18 protein-coding genes are annotated in these 18,108 nt (G+C 69.8%); 7 read left to right on the forward strand and 11 right to left on the reverse strand.

The genetic code is table 11. From position 1 onward, the window contains the following. Positions 1-18: 18 nt before the first annotated feature. Positions 19-1,458, reverse strand: a complete 1,440-nt coding sequence (locus KEG38_RS34750; RefSeq protein ID WP_272424572.1) for a serine/threonine protein kinase — start codon at positions 1,456-1,458, stop codon at positions 19-21. A 121-nt stretch (positions 1,459-1,579) separates the two neighbouring features. On the opposite strand from KEG38_RS34750, the gene KEG38_RS34755 reads away from it, so the two are divergent. After that, positions 1,580-3,421 carry a thrombospondin type 3 repeat-containing protein gene (locus tag KEG38_RS34755; RefSeq protein ID WP_272424573.1) on the forward strand — a complete coding sequence of 614 codons (1,842 nt, stop codon included), beginning with the start codon at positions 1,580-1,582 and terminating at the stop codon, positions 3,419-3,421. Here KEG38_RS34755 and KEG38_RS34760 read toward each other — a convergent pair. Together KEG38_RS34760 and KEG38_RS34765 are read right to left on the reverse strand one after the other, a co-directional pair. Next, the gene (locus KEG38_RS34760; RefSeq protein ID WP_272424574.1) at positions 3,360-4,778 is read right to left on the reverse strand and encodes a hypothetical protein; all 1,419 of its coding nucleotides are present in this window, start codon (positions 4,776-4,778) and stop codon (positions 3,360-3,362) included. The genes KEG38_RS34755 and KEG38_RS34760 overlap by 62 nt on opposite strands. 13 nt (positions 4,779-4,791) lie before the next feature. Beyond that, a complete protein-coding gene (locus KEG38_RS34765) occupies positions 4,792-5,832 on the reverse strand; it encodes a tetratricopeptide repeat protein (protein WP_272424575.1) in 1,041 nt (346 codons plus the stop codon). Positions 5,833-5,930: 98 nt separating this feature from the next. Here KEG38_RS34765 and modB point away from each other — a divergent pair, with 98 nt between their 5' ends. The 5 genes from modB to KEG38_RS34790 all read left to right on the forward strand — a co-directional run bounded on the left by modB (position 5,931) and on the right by KEG38_RS34790 (position 11,393). Beyond that, entirely contained in the window at positions 5,931-6,608 is a 678-nt protein-coding gene (gene modB, locus KEG38_RS34770) for a molybdate ABC transporter permease subunit (RefSeq protein ID WP_272424576.1), read from the forward strand. Beyond that, complete coding sequence (locus KEG38_RS34775; protein WP_272424577.1) at positions 6,605-7,330, forward strand: ATP-binding cassette domain-containing protein; 726 nt, start codon at positions 6,605-6,607, stop codon at positions 7,328-7,330. Before modB ends, KEG38_RS34775 begins: the two co-directional genes overlap by 4 nt. Further along, positions 7,306-7,716, forward strand: a complete 411-nt coding sequence (locus KEG38_RS34780) for a hypothetical protein (protein WP_272424578.1) — start codon at positions 7,306-7,308, stop codon at positions 7,714-7,716. The genes KEG38_RS34775 and KEG38_RS34780 overlap by 25 nt, the downstream gene beginning before the upstream one ends. A 134-nt stretch (positions 7,717-7,850) precedes the next feature. Further along, a complete protein-coding gene (locus tag KEG38_RS34785; protein WP_272424579.1) occupies positions 7,851-10,220 on the forward strand; it encodes a 3-hydroxyacyl-CoA dehydrogenase/enoyl-CoA hydratase family protein in 2,370 nt (789 codons plus the stop codon). A gap of 9 nt (positions 10,221-10,229) precedes the next feature. Further along, positions 10,230-11,393, forward strand: a complete 1,164-nt coding sequence (locus tag KEG38_RS34790) for a thiolase family protein (protein WP_272424580.1) — start codon at positions 10,230-10,232, stop codon at positions 11,391-11,393. A gap of 298 nt (positions 11,394-11,691) precedes the next feature. Here the strand turns inward: KEG38_RS34790 and KEG38_RS34795 are convergent, their stop codons facing one another. The 3 genes from KEG38_RS34795 to KEG38_RS34805 form a co-directional block, all read right to left on the reverse strand. After that, a complete protein-coding gene (locus KEG38_RS34795; RefSeq protein WP_272424581.1) occupies positions 11,692-12,090 on the reverse strand; it encodes a hypothetical protein in 399 nt (132 codons plus the stop codon). Further along, complete coding sequence (locus KEG38_RS34800) at positions 12,087-12,362, reverse strand: hypothetical protein (protein WP_272424583.1); 276 nt, start codon at positions 12,360-12,362, stop codon at positions 12,087-12,089. Before KEG38_RS34800 ends, KEG38_RS34795 begins: the two co-directional genes overlap by 4 nt. Before the next feature lie 131 nt (positions 12,363-12,493). Continuing rightward, on the reverse strand, positions 12,494-12,862 hold the full coding sequence (locus tag KEG38_RS34805) for an AAA family ATPase (RefSeq protein ID WP_272424584.1): 369 nt from the start codon (positions 12,860-12,862) through the stop codon (positions 12,494-12,496). Positions 12,863-13,004: 142 nt separating this feature from the next. Here KEG38_RS34805 and KEG38_RS34810 point away from each other — a divergent pair, with 142 nt between their 5' ends. Further along, entirely contained in the window at positions 13,005-13,961 is a 957-nt protein-coding gene (locus KEG38_RS34810) for a patatin-like phospholipase family protein (protein WP_272424585.1), read from the forward strand. A 31-nt stretch (positions 13,962-13,992) separates the two neighbouring features. Here the strand turns inward: KEG38_RS34810 and KEG38_RS34815 are convergent, their stop codons facing one another. The 5 genes from KEG38_RS34815 to KEG38_RS34835 are packed head-to-tail and all read right to left on the reverse strand — an operon-like array spanning position 13,993 to position 18,089. Further along, positions 13,993-14,289, reverse strand: a complete 297-nt coding sequence (locus tag KEG38_RS34815) for a type II toxin-antitoxin system RelE/ParE family toxin (RefSeq protein WP_272424587.1) — start codon at positions 14,287-14,289, stop codon at positions 13,993-13,995. Further along, positions 14,286-14,546 carry a CopG family ribbon-helix-helix protein gene (locus KEG38_RS34820; RefSeq protein ID WP_272424589.1) on the reverse strand — a complete coding sequence of 87 codons (261 nt, stop codon included), beginning with the start codon at positions 14,544-14,546 and terminating at the stop codon, positions 14,286-14,288. The genes KEG38_RS34815 and KEG38_RS34820 overlap by 4 nt, the downstream gene beginning before the upstream one ends. A 54-nt stretch (positions 14,547-14,600) precedes the next feature. Then, positions 14,601-16,460, reverse strand: a complete 1,860-nt coding sequence (locus tag KEG38_RS34825; protein WP_272424591.1) for a hypothetical protein — start codon at positions 16,458-16,460, stop codon at positions 14,601-14,603. Continuing rightward, the gene (hisF, locus tag KEG38_RS34830; RefSeq protein ID WP_272424593.1) at positions 16,457-17,248 is read right to left on the reverse strand and encodes an imidazole glycerol phosphate synthase subunit HisF; all 792 of its coding nucleotides are present in this window, start codon (positions 17,246-17,248) and stop codon (positions 16,457-16,459) included. Before hisF ends, KEG38_RS34825 begins: the two co-directional genes overlap by 4 nt. A 43-nt stretch (positions 17,249-17,291) precedes the next feature. Next, positions 17,292-18,089, reverse strand: coding sequence for a hypothetical protein (locus KEG38_RS34835; RefSeq protein WP_272424594.1), 798 nt, complete (start codon positions 18,087-18,089; stop codon positions 17,292-17,294). Positions 18,090-18,108 lie beyond the last annotated feature (19 nt).

Raw genomic sequence — 18,108 nt, forward strand, 5'->3', positions numbered from 1 at the left:
ATCCACCTTCGGGCGGGCTCAGTCTCGCGTGTAAATCGAGGTCGAGCGGGGCGGCGCGGTCGTGGTGGAAGCATCCGCAGGCGGGCGGGAAGATGGCCGCGGGGGCGCGCGGAGCGTCACGGCGGGCGCGGGCGTCGAGACGGACGCGGAGGGGACGGCGGACGGGGCGGGGGGCGCCTCGGCGGTCGCGGGGAGGATCGGGGAAGGGGCGGGCGTCGGGGTCACGATCACGGGGGGCGGCGTGCCCTGCGTGTCCTCCGTGGCCGGCGCGGCGAGGGGTGCGGGCGGGCTCGTGGGGCGCGGCGCGCGGACGGCGTATGCGAGGACGGATCCGGCGCCGAGCAAGCCCAGGACGAGGAGTGCGGCGAGGCGGAGGCGGCGAGGTTTGTCCGGGGAGGCGCCTTCTCCGAGCGTGTTCACGGGCGTCCCTACGGCGGGCACCTCGATGGTCGAGGCCTCGCTCGTGGTTCGTGCTGGGACCGAGGGTTCCGGGAGGAAGCCTCGTGGCGTCCGGCTGGGCGTCGACGCGGGCATGGCCGGCGTTTCGATGGGGGCCGCGTGGGAGATGCCTTCCCCCTGGTCGAGGACCCCGGCGAGGGCCCGCACGGCCTCGGAGGCGCTCTGGAAACGGTCCTCGGGTGCGAATGCGGTGACCTTCGCGAACCAGGCGTCGAATGCGGGCGGCAGCGTCGTCCCCGCCCGCGCGCACCGTGAGGTGGCGGGCTCGCTCGGGCCCACGCAGACCTTCGCCGCGAACGCGAAGACATTCAGGCCCGCTTGCGACTCCTCGTCCCAGTAGGGGATGCCAGAGAGCAAGGTGTACGCGATCATGCCGAGGGCGAACACGTCGGTCGCGGGCGAGATGACGGAGTCGGCATCGAATTGCTCGGGCGCCATGTAGAGCGGCGTGCCCATCGAGCGCGTGGCGTTTTTCGTGGCGCTGGCCGCGAGGAGCTTGGCGATGCCGAAATCGAGGACCTTGATGCGAGGAGGGCTCTCGTCCCGTTCGCACAGGAAGAGGTTGTCGGGCTTGAGGTCGCGGTGGACGATGTGGGCCTTGTGCGTCTTGTCGAGCGCGAGGGCGGTCTGGCGCAGGTACTCGAGCACCTCGGCCGGGGGGAGCGGGCCGAGACGGCGCAAACGCTCGCCGAGATTCTCCCCGTGCAGGAGCTCCATCACGAGGAAGGGCATTCCGCTCGTCGTCTCGATCCCCGCGTCGAGCACGTCGACGATGTGCTCGCTCTGCACGCTCGCCGCGACGCGCGCCTCCAGGCGAAACCGCTTCCGGAGCTCGTCGCTCGGGATGCAATGCGGCAGCATCACCTTGAGGGCCGCGTGGCGCTCGGTCTCGGTATGGATGACCTCGTAGACCGCGCCCATCCCCCCGGTGGCAAGGCAGCGGACGACCTCGTAGCGGTCCGCGAATACGCTGCCTGGAGTGAGGACGCCGGCGGACATGCCGCGATCGTAGCGCGAGGCGGCGCCGAAGAAAAGCGTGGCACTACGCGAATGAGGGGCTTGTCAGTAAGGCCTCCGACATGCGATCATCCAAACGATCCCGATCGAAGGAGAGTGTTTGATGACGAAGCGGTACAGTCGAGACGCTGAAACGTGCAGGTTTCGTGGCGCACGCGCCCATCTGATTGGATCCACGCTCGCTGCGGCGGCGATCTTCGCGACGACCGGCGCTCGCGCCGAACCGGCGGAGTGCTCGCTCGATCCGTCGATGTGGCCGGCGCCGGCGAAGCCTTACTTCTTGATCGCGTTCGACACCTCGGGGTCGATGTCGCAAAACGTCATGCAAGCTGGGGCGCCGGTGATGAGCTCCTGTGGCTTCGGGTCGTCGCGCGGGGACCACGCGAAGTGTGTCGTGAAGAACTTGGTCGAGACGTATGGCGAGCAGGTGAACTTCGGCCTCGCCGCGTTCGCCCGAGGGTCGGCCATGAACTGCACGTCGACCTGCGCCAACGTAGGGTTCGGAGATGGCAACGGGACGTGCACGTGGCAAAGTTATCCCGGGGGCGGCGTGCCCGGGGGCGGCTGCGGCACGGAGCCCACGTCACAGCCGAATTCGGAGGACCGGCACGGCGGGGAGATCCTCGTGCCCGTGCGTCTAGACAACTTTTATGCGCCGCCGCTCGAGCCCTCCAATGTCTCCGAGCTTTTGCAATGGGTGGACAACGATTGCACGCAGTCCGGGACGATGCCCAAGGAGCTCTGGGCCCAAGGCGAGACGCCGATCAACGGCTTGCTCCGTGACGCGTATCGGTACCTCTCGGTCGGATGGTCCAATCCCACGGGGACCAGGTCGTTCCCTTCGCCGATCGCGGACGCGGGCGAGCGGGCCTGTCGGCCGGTGCGTGTCCTTCTGATCACCGACGGCCTCGAGAGCTGCGACGCGAGCGCGGACGCGGTGGACGCTGCCGCCGACCTTTACGCAGGTTTCACGAAGGGCGGGATCCTCTGGAGCGTCAAGACGCACGTCATCGATTTCGCGGCTGCCAGCCTCAACAACGACGCCGTCGCCGCCGCCGGCGGCACCGGCACGGCGATCAAGGCGAACAACGAGGCCGCGCTCAGCATGGCGCTCGCGACCATCATCGAAGGCACGATCGGCAAGGCGGAGGTCTGCGACGAAGCCGACAACGATTGCAATGGCTGCACGGACGAGGGGTTCGGCCTCGATGGCCCGTGCTCCGTGGGCGTCGGCGCGTGTGAGCGGACCGGGTTCCTCGTGTGTGACGGGCAGGGAGGAACCGCGTGCGGCGTGGCGCCGGGGCAGCCGGAGACGGAGATCTGTGGTGACGCCATCGACAGCGATTGTGATGGCGATCCGAGCAATGGTTGCAACGAAGACCTGGATGGCGACGGCGTGCCCGGAGCGTTCGACAATTGCGCGGACGTCGCCAATCCGGATCAAGCGGACCAGGACGGCGACGGAGAAGGAGATGCCTGCGACGCGGATCCCGACGGCGACGGCATCCCGACGGGGATGGGCGACAATTGCCCGACGACGCCCAATCCGGACCAGGCGGACAGCGACATGGACACGCTGGGCGACGCCTGCGATCGGGACAGCGTGCTCGACGATGATCAGGACACGATCCCCGATGCGCAGGATGTTTGTCCCGCCGTACCCGATCCCGATCAGGCGGACCAGGACGGCGACGGGGTGGGCAATGCCTGTGACGACGATATCGACGGGGATGGGCTCCTGAACGACGTGGACGCCTGTCCCCTCGACCCGCGGCTCTCCTGCCCGAACCCCATCTTCGACGTCGATTGCGCTTACGGGGCAGGGAGCTCTTCCGATTTCACGCCCGCGGCCATGGCCTCGATCCTCGCGGGCCTCGCGCTCTTCACTCGCCGCCGCTCCATGCGTCGATCCGCATCCAGAACGGCTCGATCCACGAGGCGGTGATAGCGTCCTCCCCCGCCAGGAGCGTTCCCTCGAAATCACCCACCAGGAACACGCGTCCTTCCCCGTCGACGGCCATGCCCGTCGCGCGCTGCGTATACATGTCCCCGAAGGCGCCCGCTCGTACGGCCCGTAAGGACGCGTCGAGCTCGAGGACGAGCACGTCCTCGGCGCCTTTGCTCTCGAAGACACGATCGCCCACCTCGACCCGGCCCGTGAAATCGAGCGCGAGGTAAGTGCCGCCCCCGGGCCGCGGGGCCATCGCCCTGCCGCGCGTGACGCCCGTCTCGCCAAAGCTTCGGATTTTGACGAGTGCGCCTTGGGGATCCACGGCCGCGACGAACGCCGCGCGCTCGGATCGCGCCGTGGCGAGCGTGGCCCCGTGCCCCACGCTGCCCCCGAAGCTCCCGAGCACGACCGTCTGACCGAGCGCATCGACGACCACGCCCGCCGCCTCCTCGTCATCGACCGCATCGCCGAGCGCGAGCGTGAAGCCCGGCCCGCCCGCGGCGTCGATCGCGGCGACGAATACATCTTTTCCGCCGGCGCTCCACACCGTCCCCGCGCCGATCGAGCCCTCGAAAGCGCCGACCACGACGGCCCCGCCGTCCGGGCGCGCCGCGATGGCGATCGCCTGCTGGACGAGCGGGCCGCCGAGCCGCGTGGACCATCGAGGCGAACCACCTGCGGTCCTCGACGCGATAAAAACGTCGTAATCGCCTTCGCTCTCGAGCGCAGGGCCGCCGAAGCCGACGACGCCCGAGAACGCGCCCGCGAGCATGATGCCGTGGCCTTCGGCGACCGCCACGCTCGTCGCGATTTGCTCGCCCGTATCTCCGAAACGCATCGCTTCCCCGCCGATCGTCTCGCCCGGCGCGAACCCGTCGAGCACGGTGAGGAACGCGTCCTCGCCGGAGGTGCTTTCGAGCCGCGTCGAGCCGAGATCCAGCGCGCCCGCGAACTCCCCGACGACAACGACGCTGCCGTCGGTCCGCGTGGCCACGTCGACCGGGTGTACGGTGCCGAGCTCGCCTGCGACGAGGGACCGGGCGATCGCGCCGGCCGGGGAGAGCTCGATCAGGAAAAAGGCTTCCTTGCCGGGACACGGCGTGGGGCTATCGCCGAGGTGGAGCTCGCCGCTGCAATGCCCCACGAGGACGGGCTCTCCCGAGGGCAGGACCGCGACGTCCGTGATCGTGCGGGGACCCATGCCTTCGATTTTAGCGACGGCCGCGGCGCGCAGCTCGCCCACCGGGCGCTCCTCGAAGGGCGGAGGCGGATCCTGGAGCGGCGGAGCGCACGCCGGCAGGAGTGGGAGCGCGACGAGGGGAGCGAGCGCGGACGGCGAGGCCCTTCGCATGAGACGCGTCCTATCAGAAATGGCCGACGACGGCGGCGCCGCCGGCGCCCTTCGTGACCCACGGGACGAAGGCCGCGGCGTGGGGGACCTTCGTGGCCTCGGGCGACGCGCGAACGATCCCGGTGATGGCGGCGCCGATGCCGAGCGCGCCGAGCGCGCCGAAGCCGATGGCGAGGCCGAGGTCGCGGTTCCAGAGCCGGCGATACTCCGCCGCGAGGCCGGGCTCGACGCAGGTGCCGTCGGGGCAACGCTCCGCCACGAGGCCGCGGACGTGGAGGTGCGAGACCGTGAACACGATGCTGCCCGAGGCCGCGGCGAGGCCCCCGAGCCCGGCGACCCAGGCCCAGGTCGGGACTCCGCGGTAGGCATGCTCGGGAGGTTCGGGGTGGTGAGGGTCGGTGGGTAGGATGGGAGGGAAGCTCGTCGAACCGGCTGGACGCGTCGGGGTCGTCGCCTGCACGTCGAGCGCGACGGTCTTCGCCTCGCCTTGGGCCACGATCACGCGCTGCTCGATCGGCGGGGTGCCGGGGACCCACGTCGTGAGGAGGTGTTCGCCTGGATCCACGGGCAAGGCCGTGCCGAGCGAGGCGGCGCCGAGCTCGATCCCGTCGCGCGTCACGCGGGTTCCGGGCGGCGCGGTTTGCGGCAGGACGAGCGTGAGCGTGGGGATCGTGGGATCGATCGCGGCTTTTTCTTTGCGGGCGATCGTCGCGCGCTCCGCGTGTTTTTGCCGCAGCGGCGCGGGCATGCCGTCGAAGAGCCGCAGGTATTCGGCGTAATGGGCGGACGCCGAGGCAATCTTGCCGGAGAGCCGCTCGCATTCGGCGAGGGTGAACAGGGTTCCGGCGCGGGGATCGAGGCGCTGGCTCTCGGCGAAGGCGGGGCAAGCGACGTGGAAATGCCCGGCCTGCATCGCGACGAGGCCCCTGTTGAAGAGGGCCTCGGCCGCCGCCGGATCCTGCTGCGCGTGGGCAACGGGAGCGGCGAGGAGGGCTGCGCAGGCGATCGAGAAAGGCCACGCGGAAGCTCCGGAGGGCTTGCGTGGGCGGGCCATGAGAAACGGTATCGTCCGGCCGCGCGGGGCGTCAAGGCGACCGTGCGGCGTCGCATCGCGCGGGCACATGGCCGCTTCCCGGCGTAGAGTCGCCGCCGGTGGAGTCGTCCACGTCGTTCCCGATCCTGCTCTCGCTCCGCGTTGCCGGCCTCGCGCTCCTTTTCGTCGGGCCGATCGGGCTCGCGGTCGCGCTGCTCCAGGCGCGGTGCCGGTACAGGTTGCGTGGGCTCGTCGACGCGCTCGTGCTCTTGCCGCTCGTCTTGCCGCCTTCGGTCGTGGGGTATTGCCTCGTCGTGGTGTTCGGACGGCGGGGGCTCCTCGGGCGGATGCTGGAGGAGGGGCTCGGCCTTCGGCTTGTGTTCTCGCCGGCCGGCGCGGCGCTCGCGTCGGCGGTCGTGGCGCTGCCGATCCTCGTGAAGACGGCGCAACCGTCGATCGAGGCGGTGCCATCGCAGCTCGAAGACGTGGCGCGGACGCTCGGGCTCCGGCCGTGGGAGGTGATCTTCCGCGTGACCTTGCCGCTCGCGTGGCGCGGGGTGCTCGCGGCGCTCGTGCTCGGGTTTGCGCGGGCGATCGGCGAGTTCGGCGCGACCTTGATGCTCGCGGGCAACATCCCGGGCCGGACGAACACGATGCCGGTGGAGATCTTCTCGGCCTTCCAGGAAGGCGACGACGCGCGGGCCGGGTTCTACGTGGTGGTGCTCTCGGCGATCTCGGTCGTGGTGGTGCTCGTGGCGGGCTTGCTCGGGCCGCGGGAAGGGCGGGCGACATCGTGAGTGGTGCGCCGGCGCTCGACGTCGATCTGCACGTCACGGTGGGTCGCGGCGCGGCGGCGTTCTCCGTGGAGGCGCGGTTCTCGCTGCCTACGGGCGTGCTCGTCCTGTTCGGCTCGTCCGGCGCGGGTAAGACCGTCACGCTGCGCGCGATCGCCGGCCTGTTGCGGCCGGCGCGAGGCTCGGTGCGGCTCGCGGGCGAGGCCCTGTACGACTTTCCGCGTGGGGTCTTCGTGCCGGCCGAGAGGCGGCGGATCGGGTACGTGCCGCAGGACCAGGCGCTCTTTCCGCACCTCGACGTGCTCGGCAACGTGGTCTTCGGTCTGCCCCGCGCGGAGCGGAAAAAGCCAGGGTCCGCGACGCTCGCGCTGCTCGACGAGCTCGGGCTCACGGCGCTCTGCGAGGCGCGCGTGGACGCGCTTTCCGGTGGCGAGCGGCAGCGGGTGGCGCTCGCGCGGGCGCTCGCCGCGGAGCCGAGACTGCTCCTGCTCGACGAGCCGCTTTCCGCGCTGGATCGGCCCTCGCGGCTCGCGATCGGTCGCTCGTTACGGGAGGCGCTCGCGCGGCGATCGCTGCCGGCGGTGCTCGTGACGCACGACGCGGAGGAGGCGGCGGCGTTCGGGGATGTGTTCGTCCGGTTCGAGCGGGGAACACCGGCCCGCGAGATGCCGCGCGAGGTCGTGCTCGGGGAGGGGGCGCCGTGTCCGCACTGCGGCAAGCCGTGATCGGCGAGCACACGGCGACGCTCGAGCCGCCCGATCTGCTCGTCCTGACCTTCCGAGGCGTGATCCGCGCCCCCCATGTCGCGGCCTACGCCGCGCTGCGCACCGAGCTGCTCGCCGATCAGCGCTACCTCCTGACGCTCGCGGATCTACGCCGCGTCGAGGGCGTCGAGCCCGCGTGCCGCCGCAGCATCGCGGCCATCCGGGACGAACGAGCGCAGGCAACCGCGTTCGTCGGCGGCAGCTTTCGCTTCCGGGTCGTCGCGGAGCTCATCGCCAACGCGGCCCGCGTTTTCGCGCACAGAAAGCTCGCGTTCCGGTTCTTCCCGGACGAAGCCTCCGCCCGCTCCTGGCTCACCGAGATGCGCCGAACGCTCCGCGGCGCGTGAGCGGACCGGGGTGGACATGATGCCCGCTGGCCCCTACCTGCCCTACCTGCCGCGTCGCGGCATCTGTCCGTAGACACCGGCCGGCCTCCGCGGTACCCGTCTGCCGGCAACGACAACCCAGGGAGCCTTCTCGGATGAAGCCAATCCACCGTGCAGCCGTCATCGGCGCCGGGGTCATGGGCAGCGGAATCGCCGCCCACCTCGCGAATGCCGGGATCCACGTGGTCCTGCTCGACATGGTCCCGCCGAACCTCGGCGACGCTCAGAAGAACGACCGCACCGCCCGCTCCGCGTGGGCCCAGGGCGGGCTCGACAAGGCCTTGAAGGCCCGTCCCGCCGCGTTCTTCCACCCCTCCTTCGCCCGCCTCGTCGAGGTCGGCAACGTGGAGGACGATCTTTCGCGTGTGAAAGATTGTGACCTCGTGATCGAGGCGATCATCGAGAAGCTCGAGCCGAAGCAGAGCCTCTTCGCGCGCCTCGAAGCGCTGGTCAAGCCCGGCGCCATCGTCGCGTCGAACACCTCGGGCCTGCGCATCGCGGAGATGATGGCGGGGCGCGGCGAGGCGTTCCGGAAGAACTTCCTCGTCATGCACTTCTTCAACCCGGTCCGCTACATGAAGCTCCTCGAGCTCGTGGCCGGGCCCGACACGGATCCGGCCGTCTTCGAGCGCGTGCGTCGCTTTGGCGAGGACGTGCTCGGCAAGGGCATCGTCGTCGGCAAGGACACGCCGAACTTCGTGGGCAACCGCATCGGCGTGCACGCGATGCTGGCGACGCTCCAGGGCATGGTCGAGATGGGCCTCGAGCCCGAGGACGTCGACGCGATCACGGGCCCCGCGATGGGCCACCCGAAGAGCGCGACCTTCCGGACCGCGGATCTCGTCGGTGTCGACACGTTCGTGCACGTCGCCGACAACTGCTACGCGTCGCTCACCGAGGACGAGGACCGCGAGGTCTTCAAGGTCCCGGCGTTCGCCCGCGGCATGATCGAGAAGAAGATCCTCGGCGACAAGACGAAGGGCGGCTTCTACAAGAAGGGCAAGGACGGGCAGATCCAGACGCTCGACGTCAAGGCGCTCGAGTACCGAGCGAAGGGCGGCGACGAGGCGATCCGCAAGGCGACGAAGTCGATCGAGAAGATCGCCTCGCCCGAGGAGCGCGTGCGCAAGCTCGTCGCGGACGAGGGCAAGGCCGGCGCGTTCGCGTGGAAGGTGCTCTCGAAGTCGCTCGCGTACGCGGCGCGGCGGATCGGCGAGATCACGGACGACGTGACTGCGGTCGATGACGCGATGAAGTGGGGCTACAACTGGGAGCTCGGCCCCTTCGAGACGTGGGACGCGCTCGGCTTCGTCAAGACGGCGGAGCGCATGAAGAAGGACGGCATCACGCTGCCGGCCTCGATCGAGCAGATGATCGCGTCGGGCGCGACGAGCTTCTACCAGGGCGACGAGGTGTACGACCTCGTGAAGGGCGCCTTCGTGAAGCGCGCCATTGATCCGCGGAACGCGACGTTCTCGATCCTGAAGAAGGGCGAGGCGCCGGTGCTCAAGAACGACGGCGCCGAGGCGTGGGATCTCGGCGACGGCATCCTCGGCCTGACCTTCAAGACGAAGGCGAACAGCATCGACGCGGACGTGATCTCGATGCTCTCGCTCGCGGCCGCGAAGGCCGAGGAGGACTTCCGCGGGCTCGTCATCTCGAACGACGGCGATCACTTCTGCGTCGGCGCGAACCTTTTCCTCGTCGTGATGGCGGCCGGGCAGAAGGACTGGGAGTCGATCCGCGCGATGGTGAAGAACTACCAGTACGCGACGCAGCGGCTGAAGTACGCGCGCGTGCCGGTGGTCGCGGCGCCGTGGGGCATGACCCTCGGCGGCGGCCTCGAGCTCTGCTTCGGCGCGGGCGCGGTGCAGGCGGCGGCCGAGACCTACGCGGGCCTCGTCGAGGTCGGCGTGGGCCTGATCCCGGGCGGCGCGGGCACGCTGAACATGCTCTGGCGCGCGCTCGAGGGCATCCCCGAGGGCGCGAGCATCAACACGCAGGAGATCGTGACGCAGGTGTTCAAGAACATCGCGCTCGCGAAGGTCGCGACGAGCGCGGACGAGGCGAAGGCGCTCGGCTTCTTCCGCAAGACGGACGGTGTCTCGTTCGACAAGGCGCGCCTCGTGACCGAGGCGAAGGCGAAGGCGATCGGCCTTGCGGAGTCGGGGTATCACCCGCCGGCGCCGAAGGCGTACCGGCTGCCGGGCGAGAGCGGCATCGCGACGCTCCGGATGATGGTCGACACGCTCGTCGCGGGTGGCTACGCCACCGAGCACGACGCCAAGATCGCGAGCAAGCTCGCGGTCGTGCTCTGCGGCGGCGCGAGCGGCAACGCGCACGAGGTGACCGAGGACGAGATCCTCGAGCTCGAGCGCGAGGCCTTCGTGAGCCTGTGCGGCGAAGAGAAGAGCCAGGCGCGCATGCAGTCCATCCTGATGACCAACAAACCCCTGCGGAACTAGGTGGTAGCCATGGCAGACATCGTGATCGTGGAGGCCGTTCGTTCGGCCGTGGGCCGTGCCCACAAGGGAGCGCTCGCGCAGAAGCGCCCCGACGAGCTCGCGGGTGAGGTCATCCGAGGCCTGCTCGCGCGCGTGCCGCAGATCAAGCCGTCGGACATCGACGACCTGGTCCTCGGGTGTGCGATGCCGGAAGGCGAGCAGGGGCTCAACGTGGCGCGGCCGGTGGCCTTGCTGGGCGGCCTGCCCGAAGAGGTCTCGGCGATGACCATCAACCGGTTCTGCTCGAGCGGCCTGCAGGCGATCGCGCTCGCGGCGGGCAGCATCACGGCCGGTTACGCGGACATCGTCCTCGCGGGCGGCGTCGAGAGCATGTCGATGGTGCCCATGACGGGCAACAAGATCTCGGTCTCGCCCGAGGCGATGGATCGGTTCCCGTCGGTCTACACGCCGATGGGCATCACGGCCGAGAACGTGGCCAAGCGCTTCAACGTGGCGCGCGCCGATCAGGACGCGTTCGCGTTGTCGAGCCAGAAGAAGGCCTCGGCAGCGATCGAGGCGGGCCGCTTCAAGGACGAGATCGTCGCGGTGACGGGCGTGCGTTACAAGGGCAACGAGCGCATCGCGTTCGACTTCACGCGTGACGAGCTGCCGCGCCCGGACACGACGCTGGAGGGCCTGACGGCGCTCAAGCCCGCGTTCGCGACCGTAGGATCGGTGACGCCGGGCAACAGCTCGCCGCTCTCGGACGGCGCGGCGGCGGCGCTCGTGACGACGAAGGCGAAGGCGGACGCGCTCGGCGTGAAGCCGCTCGGCTACCTGCGCATGTTCGTCACGGCGGGCGTGGATCCGTCGATCATGGGCATCGGCCCGGTGCCGGCGGTGAAGAAGCTCCTGGCGAAGACGGGGCTCTCGATCGCCGACATCGACCTCGTCGAGATGAACGAGGCGTTCGCGAGCCAATCGGTCTACTGCCAGCGCGAGCTCGGCATCCCGGACGAGAAGCTCAACGTGAACGGCGGCGCGATCGCGCTCGGCCATCCGCTCGGCTGCACGGGCGCGAAGCTCACGGCGACGGCGCTCTACGAGCTGCGCCGCCGCGGCGGGCGGTACGCGATCGTGACGATGTGCATCGGCGGCGGGATGGGCGCGGCGGGGCTGTTCGAGCGGGCCTGAGCTCCACGTTCCTTCGTTGAAGAGGGCCCCCGTGCGGATGCGCGGGGGCCTTTTTTCTTAGGGGAGTCTCATGGACGAGGCTTCAACACGGAGGGGGACCGTAGCGAAGGGGCGTCGAGGGGAGCTCGGTACGGAGGGGGAGCGTGGCGAAGGTACGTCGAGGGGAGCTCGGTACGGAGGGGGACCGTAGCGAAGGTACGTCGAGGGGAGCTCGGTACGGAGGGGGAGCGTGGCGGAGGCTCATCGAGGACGGGTCCCCGTGCGGTATGCGGGGGGACCCTTGCATTGGCGGGAGATTTCAGTCTGCGGCGTCCGAGGCGCGCGCGATGGCCTGGATGGCCTCGCGGACGCACGGCACGCTGACGAGGGATGGAAAGTCCTGCTCGGCCAGAGCGGTCCCCGGTGTCACGCAGGTCTGCCGCGCTTCGTCCGGGTCTCCTGCGCCATCGGCATGGATGACAAGTAGCGTGAAGGCGCCCCAGTGCTCGGCGACAGCGGCGGCGATACGATCGTCTCGCTTCGGGGGATACGGCCTGGGAGCGTCGATGCCGATGGTCTCCGCGACGTCGACCCTGCTCGGAAGAAGCCTATTTCCCAGCAGATCGAGCAAGCGATTGATGAGTGGGGAGAGGAAATCGTAATCGCTTGGCCCCTCTGCATAGAGGGCAGCACAAAGGTAGATACGGCTCCGTGTCATTCGGCCGCCTCGGCGTCCGCGGCGTGGAGCAGCATGTCGACTTCGCGCAGCGAGGCGACGAAGGCGCTGTCGCTCGGCTTCTTGGGCTTGCCCACGGGGCGGGCGCGGGGCTCGCGCGGAGGCGTGTCCGCGAGTATCGTCGCGAGATTGGAGGCGTCGGGCGCGAGGATGCCGGAGCTGATTCTCTCGCTTGGCTCGCGGAGTCGGGTGGCATCGAGATGAGGGATGCGGAATGTGCCGAGTTCTTCCACGAGGGCGTTGACGAGACCCAAGAGAGGGGAAGAGAACTGGACCGAATGCGCCCCCTGGAGAACTGTGCCTGAAGACTCTCCGATGATATTGGTGACGAAAGAATCCGTCTCGTCACCGCCGTCGAGCTTTCCCCGAAGACTCTCGTGCTTGATCACGAATCTGTCGACGCCCGATTCCCGCGCTCGGCGCTCAATCGTGAGCTCGTATTGATATCCTGTTGGGAGCGTCGCGACTCCTCATCGAGAGCTGGAATGGGCGCGCGCATCGACACCTCGACCGCAAATCGAATCGTTTTGCTCGTCTCTCCCCCAAACCGGCTGAACTGATCGAGGACCCGTCCGCGTCCCTTCTTGAACGCCTCCTCCACGGGCATCGAGGCCAGCCGCCCGAGCAGCGCCATCGCCTCCAGCAGGTTCGACTTCCCCGCTCCATTCGGGCCGACGAACACGGTGAGCGGCTCCAGATCCACCGCGAAATCCCGCAGCGACTTGAACCCATCGACCTCGAACCGCGTGATCATGCCATCAGCGTACCACGTCGCTGTACGCCAGCCATCCGAACCCATGCGCTTTCGAGGGGAGACGGATTGCTCGACCCCGGTTGCTTCATGGATGACGCCGCCCCCACGCCCCGGATACCCTGTCCGATGGAGGGCTCGTGTCATGAAGATCGAGAATCTCGTGTTCGAGGGTGGGGGCATGAAGGGGATCGCGTATGCCGGCGCGATCGGGGAACTCGAGCGGCGTGGTGTGCTCGGGGGCGTCACGCAGGTCGCGGGCGCGTCGGCGGGCGCGATCACGGCGGCGCTTCTCGCGGTTGGCGTCGACGCCGCGGAGCTCGAAAAGATCCTGCGGGAGACCGACTTCACCAAATTCATGGACGGCAAGGGCTGGGTCTTCGGGGGCGCCTCGCGCCTTTTCGAGGCCTACGGCGTCCACCCGGGCAAGACCGCCGAGGACTGGCTGCGCAATCAGATCGCGCACCTCACCGAGCGCCTCACCGGTCGCGCTCAGCCCGACCTCACCTTCGCGGAGCTTTCGGCCCTCGCCACGGCATACCCTGGCCGCGCTCGCAACCTTTACGTCGTCACGACGAATCTCTCGCAGCGCATCGCCGAGGTCTTTTCAGCCGCCTCGCGCCCCGACGTCCCCGTGTACAAGGCCGTGCGCATGTCGATGAGCATTCCGCTCTTCTTCGAGGCGTACCCCTTCCATGGTGACCTCTACGTCGACGGCGGTGTCTCGTGGAATTACCCGATCGATCTTTTCGACGGCGTCCACAAGACCCCGGTCCTCGGCGCCGATCCGCACGCCCCGGCGGTGCAGCCGGCGACGCTCGGCTTTTGCCTGGGGACGAAGGCGGAGAACGATGCCTCCCTCGACGATTGGAGGCTTCCGCGCATGGACATCAAAGATTTCGAGACCTACGCCAAGGCGCTGACCTCGTTCATCATCTCCTCGTCGACGCTCTTGCACCTCGACGAAGCAGCGCTCGCGCGGACGATCTTCATCGACGACGCGGGCGTGGCCACGACCGAATTCAAGCTCTCGAAGGAGATGCAGGACAAGCTCGTGGCCAATGGCGCGGCCGCGGCGAAGGAATGGTTCGAGCGGGGGTAGGCGGGAAACCGAGGCTCGGCTTGGGGTACGCTCAGAGCTGCTCGGGCCAGAGCCTCGACGTGTGCAGGATTCGCAGGATCTGGATCTGCTCTCGTTCGGGCACGACGCGATAAGCGACGATGTAGTGCGTGCCTTCGACGACGAGCTCCCGTGTCCCGGGGCGTCGACCGCGACGCCCCATTTCCGGGTGGTCCTTGAGGAGCTCGATCTTGTCGAGAATCGAGGTGCCGATTTTCACGGCGGCTCGACGGTTGTCCGTGCCGATGTGGACGATGAGGTCGTCCAGGTCGAGCTTGGCCAGCCGCGTGAGCGTCAGCCGGAGCTTCATCGCTTCGGGGAGAGGGCGGACATCTTCTTGTGCATGTCCGCTCGGACTTCCTCGAAATCGAGGAGCTCGCCTGCGTCGGCCTCGGCGATGCCAGCGTCGATGGCGGCGAGCTGGCGGTCGTTCTCGTCGATGAAGTCGCGCAGGACGGCGCCTGCGAGCTCGGAGACGCTGCGGCCTGCGGCCTGGGCGATCCGTTCCAGACGCTCACGAAGCTCCGGATCGAGGGCCAGCGGCAAGGGCAACACGTGCGTGCTCATGGAACTGGAGGATACCAGCCTCGTCGCGCGGTTTCCAGCGCGTCGTTTGGCGCCCTACTCCGCCTCGTCCGTCGCTGCCACCGGCCTCTCGGCTCCTTCGCTCGGCACCGCCTTCCAGAACCGCGGCACGCGCGCGAAAATGCCCGGTCTTGCCCAGGCGAGCACCCCCGTCCCTGCCAGCACCACCACCAACAGCGCGAGCGGCAAAAGCACCCGCGCCCCCATTCTGCGTGAAACCGGCACCAGCGGCGCCGGCGCGAGCTCCGCCGGCTCCTTGCGTACTTGCGGCAGCCATTCCGGGCTCTTGCCTTCCGGCCGCGCCGGGATCCGGATCGCCGGCAGGACCTCCGGCGCGTAGGGCGTCGGCGCGAGCCCCGCGAGCTCCTTCAAGCTCGACGCCGTCGCCCGGAACAACGCCTCCTCGCCGCCTTCCGGCAATGCGAATCGCGTCAGCAGCTCGTCCACGCGGTCCGGCCCCACCTTCGCGGGCGCCGCCACGAAGGCCGCCTCCGCGGGTGCCTCTTCCACGACCGCCGCCGCCGGCTCCTCCGCCACCGCAGGCTCCACCGCCACCGGCTTCACGGACACCGAAGGCGCCACCCATACCGGATCCACCACCGACGCGGGCGGCTCCGTCGCTGGATGCTCGAGCGCTTCCACGATGCCCGAGAATCCCGACAGCGACAGCGCTTCCACGCCCTTTTCCACGGCCGGTGACGGTAGCGGCGTGAGCACCTCGAACTCGAAGCTCCGCAATTCCTCGGCCGAAGGCGGCACCTCCGACGGCACCGCATGCACCACGGCCGCCGCCTCCTCCACCCGCGCCTCCTCCACCCGCGAAGGCGGCGCCGCGACAGGCCGCGCCGATCCCGGCGGTGGCGCCTCTGGCCGCATCCCGAGCCCGACCGGCCAGGGCCACGTCGACTCGTGGGTCACGCGTGTCCCGGCGTCCTTCACGGACACCGGCGCCGCCGCGGGCGACGCCTCGGCCGGCGGCAAGAGCTCGACCGCCGCTTCCCGCGCGGAAAGCAACGTCGACTCCGCCACCGCGGGCACGACCGGCACCTGCGCCTGCGCCGCAACCGGCTCCGACGCTGGCAACACCGCCGCCGCGGGGCTCGACTTCTCGCTCTCGGCCGGCGCTTCCAGCAGGGCGAGATCGACGCTGCAGAGCGGCGTCGCGTCGGTCGTCTCGATCGACATCGGATCCTGGAGCGTCGGCGTCGCCTCGCGCAGCGGCCCCGAGGGCGGCGCGGTGAACAGCAGATCCGGCGGCAGGGAAGGGATGGCCGCGACCGAAACGACCTTGTCCACCACGGTCACGGACGCGGGAGCGGCCACGCGCGCGGAGACGGGAGCGGGCGCGGGCGCGGCAGCGGCCACGGGAGCGGGTGCCGGCGCCGCCACCACCACCGGAGCCTGCACCGGAGCCGCCACCACCACCGGCGCCGGCAGCGGCGCCGGCTCCACCACGAGCCCTGCCTCCACCGCGCGCGCCGTCTCCCTGGCCAACCTCGCCAGCGTCCGCTTCGCCGCACCCCGATTCAGCGGCACCAGCGCCGCCTCGATCTCCGCCGCCACCACGCCCGGACCTCGCTCGGCGGCCTGCGCCCTTGCCCTCGCCACCGCGGAAAGCCCCGGCGCTCCGCCTGCCGTCACCGCGAGGAGCCGCCCGAGCAACTCCCGCAGCCCGCGCGCGGCTTCCGCGCCGGACAGCACCTCGCCTTGCCGGTTCACGGCCACCACGCCTTCGGCCGACAGCGTCACGGCGGCGGGGTCCACCCGGATCGGCAGATTCCCGAGCGCGTCGCACAGCGAAAGCACGAGGTAGCCCGCGCTCTCCGGCACCATCGCCGCGGCCCGCGCGGATGCGGCCCCGAGGACCTCCGAAAGCGTCACGTTCGCCCGATTCACGACCCACCTCTCCTCGGTTCGCCTTGCCGCACCGCCACCCCGCGTCCCGCCAGGTACGCCTTCGCCTCCGCCACCGAGTACGTCCCGTCGTGGAAGATCGACGCGCAGAGCGCCGCGTCCGCCCCTCCCACGACGAGCCCCTCGTACAGATGCTCGAGCGTCCCCACGCCCCCCGACGCGATCACCGGCACGCTCACCGCGTCCGCCACGGCCCGCGTCAGCGCGAGGTCGTAGCCAGCCTTCGTCCCGTCCCGGTCCATGCTCGTCAGCAGGATCTCTCCCGCCCCGAGCCCCGTGATCCGCTTCGACCACTCGATCACGTCGAGCCCCGTCTCCCGCCGCCCCCCGTGCGTCACGACGGTCCACCGGGCCGGCTCCTCCGTCCCGACCCGCCTCGCATCGATCGCCACCACGATCGCCTGCGCGCCCCACCGCGCCGCCGCCCGCTCCACGAGCTCCGGTTCGCGCACCGCGGCCGTGTTGATCGCGATCTTATCGGCGCCCGCGTCGAGCAACGCCTCGATGTCGCGCTCGCTCCCCACGCCGCCGCCCACGGTGAGCGGCACGAAGATCTGATCGGCCGCCGCGCGCACCATGTCGAGCAGCGTCCCGCGTTTCTCGTGTGAGGCCGTGATGTCGAGGAAGGTGATCTCGTCGGCGCCGGCCTCGTCGTAGCGCCGGGCGGCCTCGACGGGATCGCCCGCGTCCCTGAGCCCGACGAACTGGACGCCCTTGACGACGCGTCCGTCCTTCACGTCGAGGCACGGGATGATGCGCTTGGCCAGCACACAGCGCGCTTAGCGCCAGGCGCCGCGATGGGCCAACTTCCCTTCAGCCGTCGGCCGGCAACGTATCGTCGTTCATCGGGTCCGGCGCGCTCTTCTCGCCCGCATACCGCCGCTCCGCCCGCTCGGACGCACGCAGGACCGGCCTCCGGATCGCCTCGATGTACTCGGCCGGCGCCTCCGACAGCTCCAGGTTCGATAGGACCTGCGACACCACCCGGAGCCAAAAGCTGCGCGCGGCCTGTGGCGACAGCACGCCCTCGGGCGTCGCCGCCTCCTTCGCGAGCAGCTCCGTCCGCGCGTTCTCGAGCTCGGCCAGGCGCGCGCCGGTCGCGATCCACGCGTCCACCACGTCCTTCAGCGTATGCGGGGGCGCGCCCGCCGGGATCTCCGTGAGGAAGTCGCTCATCCAGGGCTCCTCCTCCCGCACGAGCCGCGCGACCCGCGCCGTGTTGCCCGACTCCGCGAGCAGCGACGCGTTCACGATCGCCAGGCCCGTCGGGAACAACTTGCGCGAGATGTCCCGGGCCCGCGCCGCGCGCGCGAAGTCGGGCGGATGCCCCGCGAGGTAGAGCTCAGCGCGCGCGTCGAGCGAGAGCGAGATGGCGCGGGCGAGGTGATCGTGCCGCGCGTCGACGAGCGTCTCCTCTTCGAGGATCGAGGCGAGCGCAGTCGGCGTGGCCTTGGTCTGCGGGATGCTGATCACGGCCTCGTAGGCCTTCAGCACCTTGCCATGCAGCGGCGCGATCTCCGGGATGGAGAGGAACACGCTCTTGCGCTTCGACTCGTCCACCCAGGGCGCGATGATCGCCACCATCTCGTCGATGTTGAGGTGCTTCAGCAAAGTCAGCCTCCTGCCGTTA

This window comes from Polyangium jinanense (genome assembly GCF_028435265.1).
Taxonomy (GTDB): domain Bacteria; phylum Myxococcota_A; class Polyangia; order Polyangiales; family Polyangiaceae; genus Polyangium; species Polyangium jinanense.